The 15,231-nt window shown below is 69.8% G+C and carries 16 protein-coding genes; 7 read left to right on the top strand and 9 right to left on the bottom strand.

The features are described 5' to 3' along the window. Window positions 1-8: 8 nt before the first annotated feature. The 6 genes from ABZ463_RS08930 to miaA all read right to left on the bottom strand — a co-directional run bounded on the left by ABZ463_RS08930 (window position 9) and on the right by miaA (window position 6,585). A complete protein-coding gene (locus ABZ463_RS08930) occupies window positions 9-932 on the bottom strand; it encodes an SPFH domain-containing protein (protein ID WP_352008572.1) in 924 nt (307 codons plus the stop codon). A gap of 104 nt (window positions 933-1,036) precedes the next feature. Beyond that, complete coding sequence (locus tag ABZ463_RS08925; RefSeq protein WP_362774581.1) at window positions 1,037-1,708, bottom strand: HNH endonuclease family protein; 672 nt, start codon at window positions 1,706-1,708, stop codon at window positions 1,037-1,039. A gap of 132 nt (window positions 1,709-1,840) precedes the next feature. After that, on the bottom strand, window positions 1,841-2,203 hold the full coding sequence (locus ABZ463_RS08920) for a phosphomannose isomerase type II C-terminal cupin domain (RefSeq protein ID WP_352008570.1): 363 nt from the start codon (window positions 2,201-2,203) through the stop codon (window positions 1,841-1,843). Window positions 2,204-2,441: 238 nt separating this feature from the next. Next, window positions 2,442-4,730, bottom strand: a complete 2,289-nt coding sequence (locus ABZ463_RS08915) for a tetratricopeptide repeat protein (RefSeq protein ID WP_362774578.1) — start codon at window positions 4,728-4,730, stop codon at window positions 2,442-2,444. Window positions 4,731-4,852: 122 nt separating this feature from the next. Then, complete coding sequence (gene dapF, locus ABZ463_RS08910; RefSeq protein WP_352008568.1) at window positions 4,853-5,659, bottom strand: diaminopimelate epimerase; 807 nt, start codon at window positions 5,657-5,659, stop codon at window positions 4,853-4,855. A gap of 20 nt (window positions 5,660-5,679) precedes the next feature. Further along, window positions 5,680-6,585, bottom strand: a complete 906-nt coding sequence (miaA, locus tag ABZ463_RS08905) for a tRNA (adenosine(37)-N6)-dimethylallyltransferase MiaA (protein ID WP_362774574.1) — start codon at window positions 6,583-6,585, stop codon at window positions 5,680-5,682. A 75-nt stretch (window positions 6,586-6,660) separates the two neighbouring features. Here miaA and ABZ463_RS08900 point away from each other — a divergent pair, with 75 nt between their 5' ends. Then, the gene (locus ABZ463_RS08900; protein WP_362774571.1) at window positions 6,661-6,942 is read left to right on the top strand and encodes an antitoxin; all 282 of its coding nucleotides are present in this window, start codon (window positions 6,661-6,663) and stop codon (window positions 6,940-6,942) included. Window positions 6,943-6,982: 40 nt separating this feature from the next. On the opposite strand, the gene ABZ463_RS08895 is transcribed toward ABZ463_RS08900, so the two are convergent. Continuing rightward, window positions 6,983-7,513 (bottom strand): methylated-DNA--[protein]-cysteine S-methyltransferase, encoded by a 531-nt coding sequence (locus ABZ463_RS08895; protein ID WP_362774568.1) that lies wholly within the window; start codon window positions 7,511-7,513, stop codon window positions 6,983-6,985. A 130-nt stretch (window positions 7,514-7,643) separates the two neighbouring features. Here ABZ463_RS08895 and ABZ463_RS08890 point away from each other — a divergent pair, with 130 nt between their 5' ends. Then, the gene (locus ABZ463_RS08890; protein ID WP_362774565.1) at window positions 7,644-8,573 is read left to right on the top strand and encodes a ribonuclease Z; all 930 of its coding nucleotides are present in this window, start codon (window positions 7,644-7,646) and stop codon (window positions 8,571-8,573) included. A gap of 7 nt (window positions 8,574-8,580) precedes the next feature. Here ABZ463_RS08890 and ABZ463_RS08885 read toward each other — a convergent pair whose 3' ends face one another. Then, on the bottom strand, window positions 8,581-9,267 hold the full coding sequence (locus ABZ463_RS08885; protein WP_352008563.1) for a class III extradiol dioxygenase subunit B-like domain-containing protein: 687 nt from the start codon (window positions 9,265-9,267) through the stop codon (window positions 8,581-8,583). A 358-nt stretch (window positions 9,268-9,625) separates the two neighbouring features. On the opposite strand from ABZ463_RS08885, the gene ABZ463_RS08880 reads away from it, so the two are divergent. Then, entirely contained in the window at window positions 9,626-10,126 is a 501-nt protein-coding gene (locus ABZ463_RS08880; RefSeq protein ID WP_362774562.1) for a hypothetical protein, read from the top strand. Between the two features lie 7 nt (window positions 10,127-10,133). Here ABZ463_RS08880 and miaB read toward each other — a convergent pair whose 3' ends face one another. Continuing rightward, window positions 10,134-11,633, bottom strand: a complete 1,500-nt coding sequence (gene miaB / locus ABZ463_RS08875) for a tRNA (N6-isopentenyl adenosine(37)-C2)-methylthiotransferase MiaB (protein WP_362774559.1) — start codon at window positions 11,631-11,633, stop codon at window positions 10,134-10,136. A 248-nt stretch (window positions 11,634-11,881) separates the two neighbouring features. Between miaB and ABZ463_RS08870 the strand changes: the two genes are divergently transcribed. Genes ABZ463_RS08870 through ABZ463_RS08855 form a run of 4 tightly spaced genes read left to right on the top strand, consistent with a single transcriptional unit; the run spans window position 11,882 to window position 15,104 of the window. After that, window positions 11,882-12,637, top strand: a complete 756-nt coding sequence (locus tag ABZ463_RS08870) for an amino acid ABC transporter ATP-binding protein (protein WP_352008560.1) — start codon at window positions 11,882-11,884, stop codon at window positions 12,635-12,637. Between the two features lie 38 nt (window positions 12,638-12,675). Beyond that, window positions 12,676-13,491, top strand: a complete 816-nt coding sequence (locus ABZ463_RS08865; RefSeq protein ID WP_352008559.1) for a glutamate ABC transporter substrate-binding protein — start codon at window positions 12,676-12,678, stop codon at window positions 13,489-13,491. Window positions 13,492-13,542: 51 nt separating this feature from the next. After that, window positions 13,543-14,211 (top strand): amino acid ABC transporter permease, encoded by a 669-nt coding sequence (locus ABZ463_RS08860; RefSeq protein ID WP_362774554.1) that lies wholly within the window; start codon window positions 13,543-13,545, stop codon window positions 14,209-14,211. After that, entirely contained in the window at window positions 14,208-15,104 is an 897-nt protein-coding gene (locus tag ABZ463_RS08855) for an amino acid ABC transporter permease (RefSeq protein WP_352008557.1), read from the top strand. The genes ABZ463_RS08860 and ABZ463_RS08855 overlap by 4 nt, the downstream gene beginning before the upstream one ends. Window positions 15,105-15,231: the final 127 nt, after the last annotated feature.

Genomic DNA, 15,231 nt, shown 5'->3' with positions numbered 1-15,231 from the left:
CCCGCCGGTTACCGGGCGGGCGGGGTGATGTTGAGGTTGCTGCCCTGGGGAACCGGGACCACCGAGACCTGGCCCTTCTGGATGGCCTGCCAGAGCACGGCGCCCTGCGGCCCCAGGACCTTGACGAGGTCCTTGATGGACTCCATCTCGGTGCGGACCTTCGCGTTGCGCTGCGCCTGGGCGATGTTCTCGGTCTTGGCGGCCTGCTCGTCGGCCAGGGCGTTCACCAGCGCCTCGGGCGGCTCGGGCTTCTGGATGGTCAGGGAGATGTCACCGCACTGGCCGCTGCCGGTGTAGTTGGGGTTGCAGAAGTAGTCGGCGCCGCCCGTCTCCTCGATGAACTGCCTGGCCAGCACACCGACCCGGGCCTCCCAGGCCTGCTTCACCTTCGGGTCGTTGAACAGCCCCCGCCACTCGAACTCCTGGGAGGCGGCGTCCATCGCACGGTCGAGCGGCACCCGCATGTACAGGTTGAGCATCCGCCCCCAGCCCTCGGACTGGCCGTCCTCGTAGTAGGCGCGGAACTTCAGCCCGATCTTCTCGTGGAAGCGCTGCAGCGTCTTGCACTCGGTGTTGAGCGTGAACGTCGCGACCCCGGACACCGTCATCTCGACGTTGTCCTTGGACACGACGGACAACGGCTTGGACTCGGCGTCCTTGGCCTCGGAGAAGTCGAAGGTCCGCTGCCCGAACGGGTAGGAGTAGGGGGTGTCGCCGGGGCCGAGCAGCGTCGCGCCGCTCGATGGGTTGATACAACGCTCGAACTTGATCGGCTCGAAGAGGCCGCCGGCGTAGTGCAGGACCATCTCGTCGGGCTGGGTGCTCACCCGTGAGCAGCCGCTGAGGATCACCGCGCACACCACCAGCAGGGGCACCGCGATCAGGTAGATCCGCAGCGACCTCCGTTTGCCGACCGGTCCCTTAGTGCCCATCGCCCATCCTTTACGTCCGCCTTATATCCATTTGTCAAAGGCGGATCCTATTACCGTCACATCACGAGCGAGCGACGTGACCGGATGCGACCGTGGGCAGCCCGTCAGCAGGAGTTGAGGATCTTCCGCATGGCGTCCTTCTCCGCGGACGTCACCCACAGACCGTACTTGGCCTTCACCTGGATCTGGCGTGAGACATAGGTGCACCGGTAGGCGCCGCGCGGCGGGAGCCAGGTGGCCGCGTCACCGGCGCCCTTCTGACTGTTCAGCGGCCCGTCGACGGCCAGCAGGTTCAGCGGGTCGTTGGCCAGTTCCTTGCGCTTGCCCTCCGGCCACTGCTGCGCGCCCTTCTGCCAGGCGTCGGCCAGCGCGACCACATGGTCGATCTGCACCGCGGAACTGGTCTTCTGGCCGCGCTCGAACCTGATGGTCTTGCCGCTGTAGGGGTCGTCGAGGACCCCGGTCAGCACGATGCAGTCGTGAGTGCCCGACTTGAAGGTCTCGTCCTTCAGGTCGCGCTTGAGGATGTCGTTGCGGGTGTCACAGCCGTTGTGGTCGACGTCGGACCAGGCGGGGCCGAACTCCCCGCGGTCGAAACCGGTCATCGGGGCACGCCCCTTGACCTGCAGCCTGTCCAGCTCGCCGAGGGCCTCGGCGGCGGACTTCCCCTGGACGGCCGACGACCCCCCGCCCGCCTGCCCGGTGAGACCGCATCCCGCCAGAGTGAACGCGACCGCCGCGGCGACCGCTCCCCGACCAAGCGCCGACCGCAGCATGGCACCCCTTATGACGAATTACGACTTCAGCGATGACGAAGCGGCCAACTACCCGCATCCACCGTCATCAATCATAAGGTCACACGCCGTAACCCTCATTACCTGTTTCAGGACGCGATGGTAAGTAACCCCTCAGACGCGACCGTAGGAGTCCTCAAGCCGCTCGATGTCGTCCTCGTCGAAGTATCCGAAGGCGATCTCCAGGATCCGGGTCGCCTTGCCCGACGAGCTGAGCCGGTGGGTCTGCCCCGCCCTGATGAGCACCCGGTCGCCGACGGCGGGCTCGATCCGCTCACCGTCGATCTCGAACACCGCGCCGGGGTCGAGGGCGACCCAGAGCTCGTCACGGTGCTCGTGCCGCTGCAGGCTGAGCCGCTGCCCCGGCGCCACTTCGATGATCTTCACCGTGGACGTCTCGTTGAGTGTGTACCGTTCGAAAGCACCCCACGGGCGCTCGTCCCGGATCACCGCGCCGAGCCGGTCGATGTCCTGCAAGATGCCTCCATCCACTCACCTGAGTACAGGAACTGTGACATGTCCACGTAACGAGCGCGCATGTTCCATGAAACTGGATGCTTAACTCAGGTGAGACGATTACCTCACGTTACGAGAATTCACCGGGATCACCGCACTCGCCACGCGGAACCCGCCGCCACGGCCTCGCGACCCACGGGCAGGGAGTACGTGCCCGCCCGGAGGAGATGGCTCCGGGCGGGCACGGATACGGGCACGGCTACAGGCCGTACTCCTTGACGATGCGCTCGTGCCGCTCGACCTCGACGTCGACGGCCTTGGCGAGGTCGAGCCAGGCCAGCGGATGCACCCAGCGCTCGGTGGCGTCGTCGAGCACCGCGTCGAGCTCGACCGGCGTGACGTCCGGCGGGATCGCGATCCAGCCGAAGACGCCGGGCAGCCGCTCGCCGGAGGTCGGGTGCGCGACCGTGTAGCTGTCGTCGCTGTAGACCCACATCGGCCAGCCGCGCTCGGCCATGACCTCGTTGAACTCGGTCCAGTCGGCCTCGCTCGGAGCGGCGCCGTCGAAGAACCAGCTGGTGTACCCACCCGGGCGGAGCATGCTGACCGCGGCGAACGGCGGGATGAAGCCCTCCTGCTCCTCCTGGCTCTCCGGGATCGGCTCCAGCAGCTGCGGGTCGAAGACAACCAGGTCACCGGCGTTGTAGTCCATGCCGGTCGGCTGCGGGATGGCCAGCCTGGCCGTGGCGGGGCCGGTGCGCAGGCTGATGACCACACGCTGGCTGCCGTCGGGAGCGGGCAGGACGATGCGCACCAGGCCCATCTCCTCCTCGATCGGCCCCTCCGTCGACTGCAGCGGCATGCCGAGCTTGGTGGTGCCCGCGCGGACGGTCTCCCAGTCCTCGGCGGCCGTGGCCATGGTGATCATCCGCCAGATGTCCTCCGGCTCGATCTCCTCCGAGTCGAGCGCGTCACGCAGGATCGCGGCGCCCTTGGCGTTGTCGCCGCTCTGCTGCACGGCGGCGGCCCACAGACGGCTCGCCTCCATGCCCGCGCCCGCGGCGACGGCGGCCTCGCCCTCGGCGGCGGCCTGTTCCCAGCGCTCCCGCGCGCGGTGCAGACGGCCCAGGGACAGGTGACGCTGAGCCTCGGGAAGCCGCTGCGCCATCTGTTCGAGGCGCTCGTCCTGACGGGCCTCGATCAGCAGACCGGTGAGGTAGGAGACGTCCTGCTGGTCGGCGGTCTCGATGTCGCCCGACTCGACCAGCATGGTCCAGTAGATGTCGGCGCCCCTGGCCGGGTAACCGAGGAAGCCCAGCGTGGTGGTGTGCCTGCGGGTGGCGGGCAGGTCACGGCCGGAGAGCGGGGCCAGCCAGCCGACCCAGCGCTCGGGGTCGGCGTTGAAGCCGTCGGCCGCGTCGAAGTACTCGACCAGCTCAGCCTCGGGACCCGGCGCCTCCGGCTCGACGACCGCGTCCGCGGCGGTGCGCAGCGCGGCGATCCGCTCGGCGATGCTCCCGGCGGCGTCCCCGGCGGACTTCAGCTCGCCCACCGCGGACTCGGCGATGTCGGCCAGCTGCCTGGCCTGCCAGACGCTCTGCCTGCTCACCGCCAGGTCCCCGGCGACCAGCGCCAGCTCGACCCGCGTGCGGTAGCCGCCCATCATGGCGAAGTAGTCGATCCACTGCTTGAGCACCCGGCCGAGCTGCCAGGTGTTGGTGATCTTCGCGAATCCGGCGAGCTCACGGATGGCCCGCGCCCACTCGGCCCAGACCCGCGGGTGGTCGCCGACCACGTCCAGGTCGGGCAGCGCGTCGACGGACTCCTGCGGCTTGCCGAGCACGGCGAGCACGAGCGAGCGCAGCACGCCCTCGCGGTGCTCCTTGGCCACGGGGTCGTCGGGCTTGAACCCGGTCGCCGCGTCGAGCGCGGTGAGCGCGTCCTGGGCGCGCCCCGCGGCCAGCAGGGCGCGGGCGGAGGCGGCACCGAGCTCCCAGCTCGCCTGCCTGTCGGCGGCGCCGAGCCTGCCGACCGCGGACTCGGCGTAGGTGACCGCCTCCTCGGCGCGGCCCGCGTCCAGCAGAGCCGAGACGTACTGCTCCGCGACGGAGGAGAAGGCCAGCGAGTCCGGCTCGACCCCGAGGGCGCCGAGGGCGGCCAGCCGCTCGTCGGCGTAGCCGGGACCGTCGGTGTTCGCCTGGGTGAGGGCCAGCGCCGTCACGGCCCCGGGCGCTCCGGGGCAGTCACGGATGTCCTCCCGCTGGGCGAGTTCGACCAGCGTCTCGGCGTCGGCGAGGGCGACGGCCCCCTGGGCGCGGTCGCCGACGCGGCCGATCAGGTGCCAGTAGCGGGCGTAGAACTCCAGCCAGGGCAGCCCCAGGTTCTGCGCCTGCTGTGCGATGGCCGGCGCGAGCACGTCGAGCTGCGCGTACCGGCCCTCCAGCGCCTGCGCGGGCACGTCGCCGATCGCCATGGCCAGGCCGGTGTTCCCGGCTTCGTGCAGTTGCCGCTGGGTGTCGCCCACCCAGGCCCAGATGTCCACGTCCATGGGACGTCAGTCTGCCAGGTCGGCGACCATGCCCCAAACGACTGCGCCATCCCGATTGGCCATGTGATTCACCCGGTTCGGTGGAGTTCGCCGTGCCGGGCCGTGAGAGCGCTCCCGCGAGCTCACAGGTTCAGCTCCCCCGAGGCGACCATCACGGCGGGCCCGGCCAGGTAGCTGGTGTCCTCCTCGAGGGTGACGGTCACCGTGCCGCCGAGCACCTCGACCGCCCAGGTGCCCGTGTTCTCCCCTGCCAGCCGGGCCGCGGCGACGGCCGAGGCGACGGCGCCGGTCCCGCAGGAACGCGTCTCGCCGGAGCCCCGCTCGAAGACCCGCATCACCACGCGGCGCTCCCCGACCGGGTTGAGCAGCTCGATGTTCACCCCCTCGGGGAACACGGCGGGGTCGAAGCCGGGCTGACGGGACAGGTCGAGCTGGGCGACCGGGTCGCCGATGACACATGCCAGGTGGGGGTTGCCCATGTCGACGTGGAGCCCCTCGTAGCGCTTTCCCGAGACGGTCGTCGCACTCTCGCCGAACGTCTTCGGCCGCCCCATCTCCACGGTCACGTCGCCGGTCTCGGCCAGCCGTACGCGCTTGACGCCTCCCCTGGTGGCGACCCCGAACTCGCCGGCGTCCGCCAGGCACGAGTCGACCAGGTAGCGGGCGAAGACCCGCACACCGTTGCCGCACATCTGCGCGACGCTGCCGTCGGCGTTGCGGTAGTCCATGAACCACTCGGCCCGGCCCGCCTGGTCGGCGACCTCTGGGCTGAGCTTGGTGGGCATCACGTGCAGCACTCCGTCCGCCCCGATCCCCGCGCGCCGGTCGCACACCGCGGCGACGAACGCCGCGGAGAGCTCCAGCTCGCCGTCGAGGTCGGGGATGATCACGAAGTCGTTCTCTGTGCCGTGGCCCTTGACGAATCGCATGTTCCAACTCTATCGGCGCCCTACCGGGGTATCAGCGCGAGCGCCCTGCCCAGCAGATCGGGCTCCTGCTGGGGCAGCCAGAGCACCCGTGGGTCGCGCCGGAACCACGACTCCTGACGGCGGACGAACCTGCGGGTGGCCCGGATCGTCTCCTGTTTCGCCTGCTCCTCGGTCCACTCGCCGTCCAGGAAGCGCAGAACCTGGGCGTAGCCGAGCGCCCGGCTGGCCGTACGGCCCTCGGCGAGGCCGTGCGCGGCCAGCCGTCCGACCTCCTCCACCAGCCCGGCCTCCCACATCCGCTCGACCCGTACGGCGACCCGCTCGTCGAGGACCTCCCTGGGCACCTCGACCCCCAGCTGGACGCTGTGGTAGATCGCGTCGTAGGAGGGCATGGTGGCCGAGAACGGCCTCCCGGACAGTTCGATGACCTCCAGCGCGCGGACGATCCTGCGGCCGTTTCCCGGCAGGATCGCCCCGGCGGCCTTCGGGTCGAGCTCGCGGAGCCGTTCGTACAGGGGAGCGGTTCCCACGCGTTCGAGCTCGGCCTCCAGCCTGGCGCGGATGCCGGGATCGGTGCCGGGGAACTCCAGGTCGTCGAGCGCGGCCCGCACGTAGAGCCCCGACCCCCCGGCCAGGATGGGCACGACCCCCCTGGCAAGCATGTCGTCGATCAGCGGCCTGGCCAGCGACTGGTACTCCGCGACGCTCGCGGTCCTGGTCACCTCCCAGATGTCGAGCAGGTGGTGCGGGACCCCGCGCCGTTCCCCGAGGGTCAGCTTGGCCGTCCCGATGTCCATTCCCCGGTAGAACTGCATGGAGTCGGTGTTGATCACCTCACCTCCCAGTTCGAGGGCGAGGTCGACGGCGAGGTCGGACTTGCCCGCGGCGGTGGGACCCACGACGGCGATGACTGGTAGCTGGCGCACGGTGATAAGTGTGTCAACTCCCTGGGTATGCATGGGATGACGATGATTCGTCACATCGGATCGGGGGATTCACCCATGTCGATCTTCGACAAGGTCAAGAGCATGCTCGGCGACCACAGCGCCAAGGCCGAGGAACTCGCCAAGCAGGGCGTGGATCAGGCGGCGCGGATGGCCAAGGAGAAGACGGGCGGCAAGTACGACCGGCACATCGACACCGCGGCCGCCAAGGCGAAGGAGATGGCCGACAGAATCGACGAACCGGACGGCACACCACGGCCTCCCGGGCAGGACGCCTCCCCGGGGTACCCGGGTCAGGGCCGCTCCGACGAGGGCAGGGTCGACCCGCCCGCCGTCTGACGGGTTCCAGGCTCGGTGGGCGCGGAGGTGAGAGGGCCTTTCAGTCCCAGTCGAGGGTCGGCTGCAGATAGCCCTCAAGGGTGAGCAGCCAGCGCTTGGACTCCACGCCCTCTCCCCCGCTGAACCCGCCGAGCCCGTTTCCCGCGACCACCCGGTGACAGGGGACGATGATCGGGATGGGGTTGGCCCCCATGATCGACCCGATGGCCCTCGCCGGGACACCCGTGCCACTGCGCGTGGCCAGCTCGCCGTACGTCACGGCCCTGCCGTAGCCGACCGTCTCGTACAGCGTGCCGAGCACCCTGCGCTGGACGGGCGAGGTCAGCCGCCAGTCGACGGGGACGCGGAAGGTCCGCAGTCTGCCCGCGTAGTACTCGGCGAGCTCGCCGAGCACCGCGGCCGTCCTGTCCCGGTCGTCGGCCTCGGCCAGGCCGAGGCCCGCCAGCATGCGTGCCCTGAGGTTCCCGCTACGGTGGGTCCAGCCGACCCCGGCGACCCCGTCCTCGGTGACGGCGGCGAGCATCTCCCCCAGGGGCGTCTGGACCGTCCCGAACGCCACGGTTGCCGCCATGTGTCCCCCTTGTGAGTGCGTCCCCGATCCCCGCCGACCGCGGCAGGTAACGGCATTCTTCATGAAAGAGCGCCGCATGGAGCCGTATTCCCCACCGATGATCGCGATCAACAGGCCCTAGCATCGGCTCGTGTCCCATCGCGAACTCGTCGTCCTCGGCACCTCAAGCGCGGTTCCCACCCGGCACCGCAACCACAACGGCTACCTCCTGCGCTGGGACGGCCAGGGCTTCCTGTTCGACCCCGGGGAGGGCACCCAGCGTCAGATGCTGTACGCGGGAGTCGGCTCGCACGACGTCACCTGGATCTGCGTCACGCACTTCCACGGTGACCACTGCCTGGGGGTCCCCGGCATCGTCCAGCGCATCGCCAGGGACGGGGTCGCCCACCGGGTCTCGGCGGTCTTCCCCGCGAGCGGGGAGGTCTACTGGCGGCGCCTGCGTCACGCCACCGCCTTCGCCGACACCTCGGTCATCGCCGAACACCCCGTCTCCGGGGAGGAGACGCGCCTCGACGCGGGGCCGGTGACCCTCACCGCCCGCCCGCTGTCCCATCCCGTGGACTCCTACGGCTACCGTCTCGACGAGCCGGACGGCCACCGGATGGTTCCCGAACTGCTGGCCGCGCGAGGTCTTCACGGCCCCGCGATCGGGGAGTTGCAGCGCACGGGCACGGTCGTCGCCCCCGACGGCACGACGGTCGGGCTCGCGGAGTGCTCAAGGCCACGCCCCGGTCAGAGCGCCGCCTTCGTGATGGACACCCGGCTGTGCGACGGGGTGTTCGCCCTCGCGGAGGGGGTCGACCTGCTGGTGGTCGAGTCCACGTTCCTCTCCGGGGAGGCCGCGCTCGCCTCCCGTTACGGCCATCTGACCGCGGAGCAGGCCGGCCTGGTCGCCGCCGAGTCCGGGGTGCGCCGTCTCGTCCTGACGCACCTGTCGGAACGCTACGGAGCCGGCGACGAGCCCCGCTTCCTCGACGAGGCCCGGCGCCACTTCGGCGGCGACGTCGTCCTGGCACACGACCTGGAACGAATCGCCGTGCCCCACCGCGTCGTGGGCTGACGACCCCTCAGGGGGCCGTGGAGGCCCTGGACGCGAGGGCGGCGACGAAGTAGCCGACCCCGTAGGGGGCGTCGGCGTACAGGACCCTCCCGTCGAGGCGACCGCCCGCCCCCGCCAGGACCCGTAGCGCGGCCCTGCCCTGGACCCACAGCTCCTCGGCCTGTCCCCGGTCGAGCTCCGGCACCTCGCCCCGCCCCAGCGCCTCGACGATCTCCGCGTCGTACGGCAGCGCCCGCGGGTCCAGATATCCCGGTGACTTCTCGGTCAGCCGGGCGGAGCCGTCGGCCATGACCAGCAGCGCGACCCTGTCGTGCTCCTCGGCCAGCCGCGCCCCCAGCCGTGCGCACTCCTCCTCGGAGGCGTCGAACGGCACGGCGTGGAAGGCGGTCGCGGCCATCCCCTCCCGGTCGAGCAGCCACCGGCCCGCCGTCAGGGAGAGCGGCAGCACGGGCTGCCCGGCGCCGACCAGGACGTCGGCCCCCCAGGGGGCCAGGCTTCCCGCGGCGTGCGGGCCGTACGCCCCGGCGCGGGTCGCGCCGCCGACCACCAGGACCGCCTCGGGCCCGGCCTCGCGCAGGCCGCCGACCGCGACCGCGCAGGCGTCCCTCAGCCCGTCGAGCTCGGGGGCGGCCTCACCGGCCAGCTCGGGGAACAGCAACGGAGGATGCGGGCAGACCGCCGCGGCGACAAGCACCTCGTCAGAGTAACGGAGCGCTTTGACCGTCCCGCACTCCTCCGGTCTCGGAGACAACACTGCGGTTCTCACATTTTCCCGATTTTTCACGCTGTTGCCTTGTATAGGGCGCGCAAAATGGATCGATCCATATTTGCCGTTTCGCCCGCGCCGGGTTTCCACGCCCATCGGGAAGCCTGTCCGGGGAAAGAGCCGGAAATACCTGTTCTCCAGGGAAAACACGCACAGGACCTCTGGGTGGCGCGCCAAACTGGACGGAACACGAAACGTCCCCCAGTCTCCGACGCCCCCGAACGCTCCGGGCTCCTGCGGCCCTCAGGGTTCCCGGGCTCTTCGGCCCTCAGGAAGGAAGTGCGGCTTGTCATACTCCGGGAGGGCGCCGTACGCGTGGCCGTACGCCCTGGCGAGCGTGGTCGTGGCCGCCGGGGTGGCGGGGATCAGCGTCGCGATCGTCACCGGCTCGCCCGAGCCTCCCGTCCCCGGGCCGGACCCCGGCCTCACCCGGGTCGTCACGCGGACGCCGGTGGCCGCGCCGTACCCTCCGCCGCTTCCCCCTGGGCCCGCGGCCGTGCTCGTGCCGCCGGTGGCCCGTAAGACGGGACACCGGGCGGAGCGCCTGCCCGCGCACCTGCCCGCGCGTCCGCACCTGCGGCCGCCCGCGCATCCGCAGGGGCGCACCGTGTGGGGTCGTACGCACCCGGCTCCGCGTCAGCTCCCGCGGCACCCGAAGGTCAAGAAACCGATCAGACGGCCCGAGGCCCCCGCGAGGAAGCCCAGGCGGCAGAGCTTCTGCGACATGCTGGACGGCATCCGCCGCGCCTACTGCGACGCCGTGCTCGACGGCCTTGAGGGCCGCTGAACGGCGTTCAGGAACGGACGGAGCAGCCGGAGTCCTGGACCATGGGGGCGGCGGGACGGCCGATCGACGGCATGCCGAGCATGACGCCGGAGCCACCGGTCGCCGCAGCGCCCTGCCTGGCCTGCCAGGCGTCCCCCGCGCGGGTACGGCGCAGTTCGAGAGCGGGCCCGTCGGCCACCAGGTGGTGCGGCGCGGCGTAGGTGACCTCGACGCGGACCATGTCACCGGGCCTGGGCGTCTCGTCCCCCGGGGTGAAGTGGACCAGGCGGTTGTCGGGGGCGCGGCCGGACAGGCGGTTGGTCGCCTCGTCCTTGCGGCCCTCGCCCTCGGCGACCAGCACCTCCAGCGTCCGGCCGACCTGCTTGCGGTTCTCCTCCCAGGAGATCTCGTTCTGCAGGGCCACGAGACGCTCGTAGCGCTCCTGCACGACCTCCTTGGGCACCTGCCCGTCCATGGTCGCCGCGGGCGTGCCCGGACGGATGGAGTACTGGAAGGTGAAGGCGTTGGCGAAGCGGGAACGGCGCACGACCTCCAGGGTCTCCTGGAAGTCCTCCTCGGTCTCGCCGGGGAAGCCGACGATGATGTCGGTGGAGATGGCCGCGTCGGGCATGGCGGCGCGGACCCGCTCGATGATGCCCAGGTAGCGCTCGGCCCGGTAGGAGCGGCGCATGGCCTTCAGGACCCGGTCGGAGCCGGACTGCAGGGGCATGTGGAGCTGGTGCATCACGTTGGGCGTCTCGGCCATGGCCGCGATGACGTCGTCGGTGAACGCGGCCGGGTGCGGGCTGGTGAAACGGACCCGCTCCAGGCCCTCGACGTCGCCACAGGCCCTCAAGAGCTTGCCGAAGGCCAGCTTGTCGCCGAACTCGACGCCGTAGGTGTTGACGTTCTGACCGAGCAGGGTGATCTCCAGCACCCCCTGGCCGACGAGGGTCCGCACCTCGCTGAGGACGTCGCCGGGACGGCGGTCCTTCTCCTTGCCGCGCAGCGAGGGCACGATGCAGAAGGTGCAGGTGTTGTTGCACCCGACGGAGATCGAGACCCAGGCGGCGTAGGCCGACTCGCGCTTGGTCGGCAGCGTGCTCGGGAAGGTCTCCAGCGACTCCTTGATCTCGACCTGCGCCTCCTGCTGGACGCGCGCCCGCTCAAGCAGCACCGGCAGCGAGCCGATGTTGTGCGTGCCGAAGACCACGTCGACCCAGGGCGCCCTGCGGACGATCTCCCCCTGGTCCTTCTGCGCCAGGCAGCCACCGACGGCGATCTGCATGCCGGGGTTGCCGACCTTCGAGGGGCGCAGGTGCCCGAGGTTGCCGTAGAGCCGGTTGTCGGCGTTCTCTCGCACGGCGCAGGTGTTGAACACGACCACGTCGGCGACCTGCCCCTCGGGCACGGGGACGTAGCCCGCGTCCTCAAGAAGGCCGGAAAGGCGCTCGGAGTCGTGCACGTTCATCTGGCACCCGTAGGTACGAACCTCGTACGTGCGGGCGCTCTCCACGGTGGCAGTCATCTCAAGACAAGGGTAGGCGCTCCGCCGACCCCAAGGTACGGCCCGAGCCGCCCCGCCTCCCCATGGGCACCGCGCCGGGGATCACCGGGCAGGATCCCGCCGAACCACTCGAACGGCCCTTTATGCCTGTGGATCTCATCGAGATATGACAGAAAACAACAAACCTTTACCCGGAGTAAGGGGGATGTGATCTGATCGGTACCTCAGGGTTAGCCCGAGGTGCCGATCACGGATTTACGTTGTGTTTCATGACGGAGAACGGGGAAGCGACTCCTCTGGTCGTCCTCACGAACGTGAACAAGCATTTCGGCAACCTGCACGTCCTGCGTGACATCGACCTGACGATCTCCAGGGGGGAGGTCGTCGTGGTCATCGGCCCCTCGGGAGGCGGGAAGTCGACCCTGTGCCGGACGATCAACAGGCTGGAGACCGTCGACGACGGCACGGTCACCTTCGACGGGCGCCCGCTCCCCGCGGAGGGCAGGGCGCTGGCCATGCTCAGGGCCGAGGTCGGCATGGTGTTCCAGTCCTTCAACCTGTTCGCGCACAAGACGATCCTGGAGAACGTCACCCTCGGCCCGGTCAAGGTGCGCCGCCTGGGCAAGGCCGAGGCCCGCGCGCTGGGCATGGAGCTGCTGGAGCGGGTCGGCATCGGCGCCCAGGCGGCGAAGTACCCCGCCCAGCTCTCCGGCGGCCAGCAGCAGCGCGTGGCCATCGCCCGCGCCCTGGCCATGAACCCCAAGATGATCCTGTTCGACGAGCCGACCTCGGCGCTGGACCCGGAGATGGTCCAGGAGGTCCTCGACGTCATGATCGGCCTGGCCGCCGACGGCATGACGATGATGGTCGTCACCCACGAGATGGGGTTCGCCCGCCGCGCGGCCGACCGGGTGGTGTTCATGGCCGAGGGCCGCATCGTCGAGGAGAGCACTCCCGAGGAGTTCTTCACCTCCGCCAGGACCGACAGGGCCAGGGACTTCCTCTCCAAGATCCTTACGCACTAGGGCCGCCGGTATCTCTCAAGGGAAGACGAGGTAGCAGGATGCGTGTACAGCGTGCCGGAACCGTGTTGGTCGCGGTGGCCGCCATGGTGGCCGGACTCACCGCGTGCGGTGGCGGCAGCGGCGGCGGCAAGTTCGTCGTGGGCATCAAGTTCGACCAGCCCGGGCTCGGCCAGAAACAGCCGGACGGCTCGTTCAAGGGCTTCGACGTGGACGTGGCGAGATACGTCGCCAAGCAGCTCGGCTACCGGGACGACCAGATCGAGTTCAAGGAGGCCATCTCGGCCAACCGGGAGCCGTTCATCCAGCAGGGCCAGGTCAACATCGTCGCCGCGACCTACTCGATCACCGACGACCGCAAGAAGAAGATCTCCTTCGCCGGGCCGTACCTCGTCACCGGGCAGGACATCCTGACCCGCGCCGACGACACGACGATCAACGGTGAGGAGGACCTGAGGAACAAGAAGGTGTGCGGCGCCCAGGGTTCCTCCTCGCCCAAGCGCCTGGTCGACAAGTTCGGCGAGGCGTGGAAGAGCCAGTACCTCACCGAGCAGCAGGGCTACGGCGCCTGCCTGCCGCTGCTGGAGAACAAGCAGGTGGACGCGATCTCCACCGACGCGACGATCCTGGCCGGGTTCGCCGCCCGGTCGCCGGGCAAGTTCCGCCTCGTCGGCAAGCCCTTCTCCGAGGAGAAGTACGGCATCGGCCTGAAGCTGGAGGACAAGGACACCCGCGAGAAGATCAACAAGGCTCTGGAGAAGATGTTCGCCGACGGAAGCTGGAAGAAGGCCGTGGACGCCAACTTCGGTGAGTTCGGTAAGTTCTTCACCACGCCGCCGACCATCGAGCGCTACTGACCCGTCCCCGGGCCGGGGCGCGTCCCGGCCCGGGTTCCCTGGAGGGAACGAGTGCAGGCACTCCTCGACGAATTCCCGGCCATCCTGAGCGCCTTCTGGCTGACGATACGGCTCACGCTCTCCAGCGGGGCCGCGGCCCTGGTCCTCGGGACGATCCTGGCCGCGATGCGGGTCAGCCCGCTGCCCGTGCTGCGCGGCATCGGCACGGTCTACGTCAACACCCTGCGGAACACGCCGCTGACCCTGGTGATCGTCTTCTGCGGGCTCGGCCTGGGCCTGGTGCTGGACATCTCCTTCTCCACGAGCCTGTCCACGAACTACCTCTGGCTGTCGATCATCGGGCTGTCCGCCTACACGGCCGCGTTCGTCTGCGAGGCGATCAGGTCCGGGATCAACACCGTGCCGGTCGGCCAGGCCGAGGCGGCCCGCGCCATCGGCCTGACCTTCTCCCAGAACCTCAGGCTGATCGTGCTGCCCCAGGCGCTGCGCGCGGTGGTCGCCCCGCTGGGCAGCATCCTGATCGCGCTGACCAAGAACACCACGATCGCCGCGGCCATCGGCGTGACCGAGGCCTCGCTGACGATGAAGACCCTCTTCGAGGCACACGGTGACTCGGTCGTCCCGATCTTCTTCGGGTTCGCCCTCGGCTTCCTGGTCCTGACCCTGCCGACCGGGCTGCTGTTCACCTGGCTGTCCAGGCGGCTGGCGGTGGTCCGGTGAACGCGCGCTCGGCCGACGTCCTCTACGACGCCCCCGGGCCACGCGCCCGGACGCGCAACACCGTGCTCACGGTGCTGGTCGTCGTGGCGGCGCTGCTGGCCGCCTACCTGATGGTGGCCAAGCTGGGTGAGAAGAACCAGCTCGACCCGGCCCTGTGGACGCCGTTCCTGCGGGGCGACGTGTGGCTCAACCTGATCGTGCCCGGCCTGCTGAACACCCTGAGCGCGGCACTGGTCGCCTCACTGATCGCGGTGCCGTTCGGGTTCGTCCTGGGCATCGGACGGCTGTCCGACCACGCCGTGATCCGCGTCCCCGCGGGTGTGGTGGTGGAGTTCTTCAGGGCGATCCCGCTGCTCATCATGATCTTCGCGGTGATGTACGGCGGGAGCGCGGTCTTCGGGCTCACCGTGACCCCGTTCGCCGCCGTGGTCGTCGGCCTGGTCCTGTACAACGGGTCGGTGCTGGCGGAGATCGTGCGGGCGGGCATCCAGGCCGTGCCGCGCGGCCAGTCGGAGGCGGCCTACGCCGTCGGCCTGCGCAAGGGCCAGGTCATGCGGATGATCCTGCTGCCGCAGGCGGTCACGGCCATGATGCCGGCGATCGTCTCTCAGCTCGTGGTGCTCCTGAAGGACACCGCGCTGGGGTTCATCGTCTCCTTCGAGGACCTGTTGAACGCGGGGGCGCGTGTGCTGCCGTCCAACTTCAACAACCTCATCCCCTCCGTGATCGTCATCGCGATCGTCTACATCATCATCAACCTGGCCGTCGGCGCCGTCGCCACCTGGCTGGAGAGACGCAGCCGCCGAAGCCGCAGGACCACGGCCGCTCCGGTCGAACCCCCCGGGGCGATCGTGGTGTCCGGAACGACCCCCGGCGTCTCCGCGGTCGACTGACGGAGTCCGGGACAAGCTGATCATCACTGTTTGGGAGGCTGCATCAGGTGAGCATGGGAAACGAATTTCCGCACGCCGCGAGGGATGAGGACCATACCGGCGACACGGGACGGGTTATCGGGCAGGA

The sequence above is a fragment of the Streptosporangium sp. NPDC020145 genome, assembly GCF_040631275.1.
Lineage (GTDB): Bacteria > Actinomycetota > Actinomycetes > Streptosporangiales > Streptosporangiaceae > Streptosporangium.
Note: the sequence above shows the minus strand (reverse complement) of the source record. Positions and strands in the feature narration are given on the sequence as shown.

Bases quoted from the DNA above. Each gene is read 5' to 3' on its own strand.
- miaB (WP_362774559.1), bottom strand. From the start codon at position 11,633: ATGACTGCCACCGTGGAGAGCGCCCGCACGTACGAGGTTCGTACCTAC.
- ABZ463_RS08865 (WP_352008559.1), top strand. From the start codon at position 12,676: ATGCGTGTACAGCGTGCCGGAACCGTGTTGGTCGCGGTGGCCGCCATG.
- ABZ463_RS08895 (WP_362774568.1), bottom strand. From the start codon at position 7,513: ATGGCGGCAACCGTGGCGTTCGGGACGGTCCAGACGCCCCTGGGGGAG.
- ABZ463_RS08900 (WP_362774571.1), top strand. From the start codon at position 6,661: ATGTCGATCTTCGACAAGGTCAAGAGCATGCTCGGCGACCACAGCGCC.
- ABZ463_RS08915 (WP_362774578.1), bottom strand. From the start codon at position 4,730: ATGGACGTGGACATCTGGGCCTGGGTGGGCGACACCCAGCGGCAACTG.
- ABZ463_RS08925 (WP_362774581.1), bottom strand. From the start codon at position 1,708: ATGCTGCGGTCGGCGCTTGGTCGGGGAGCGGTCGCCGCGGCGGTCGCG.
- dapF (WP_352008568.1), bottom strand. From the start codon at position 5,659: ATGCGATTCGTCAAGGGCCACGGCACAGAGAACGACTTCGTGATCATC.
- ABZ463_RS08930 (WP_352008572.1), bottom strand. From the start codon at position 932: ATGGGCACTAAGGGACCGGTCGGCAAACGGAGGTCGCTGCGGATCTAC.
- ABZ463_RS08870 (WP_352008560.1), top strand. From the start codon at position 11,882: ATGACGGAGAACGGGGAAGCGACTCCTCTGGTCGTCCTCACGAACGTG.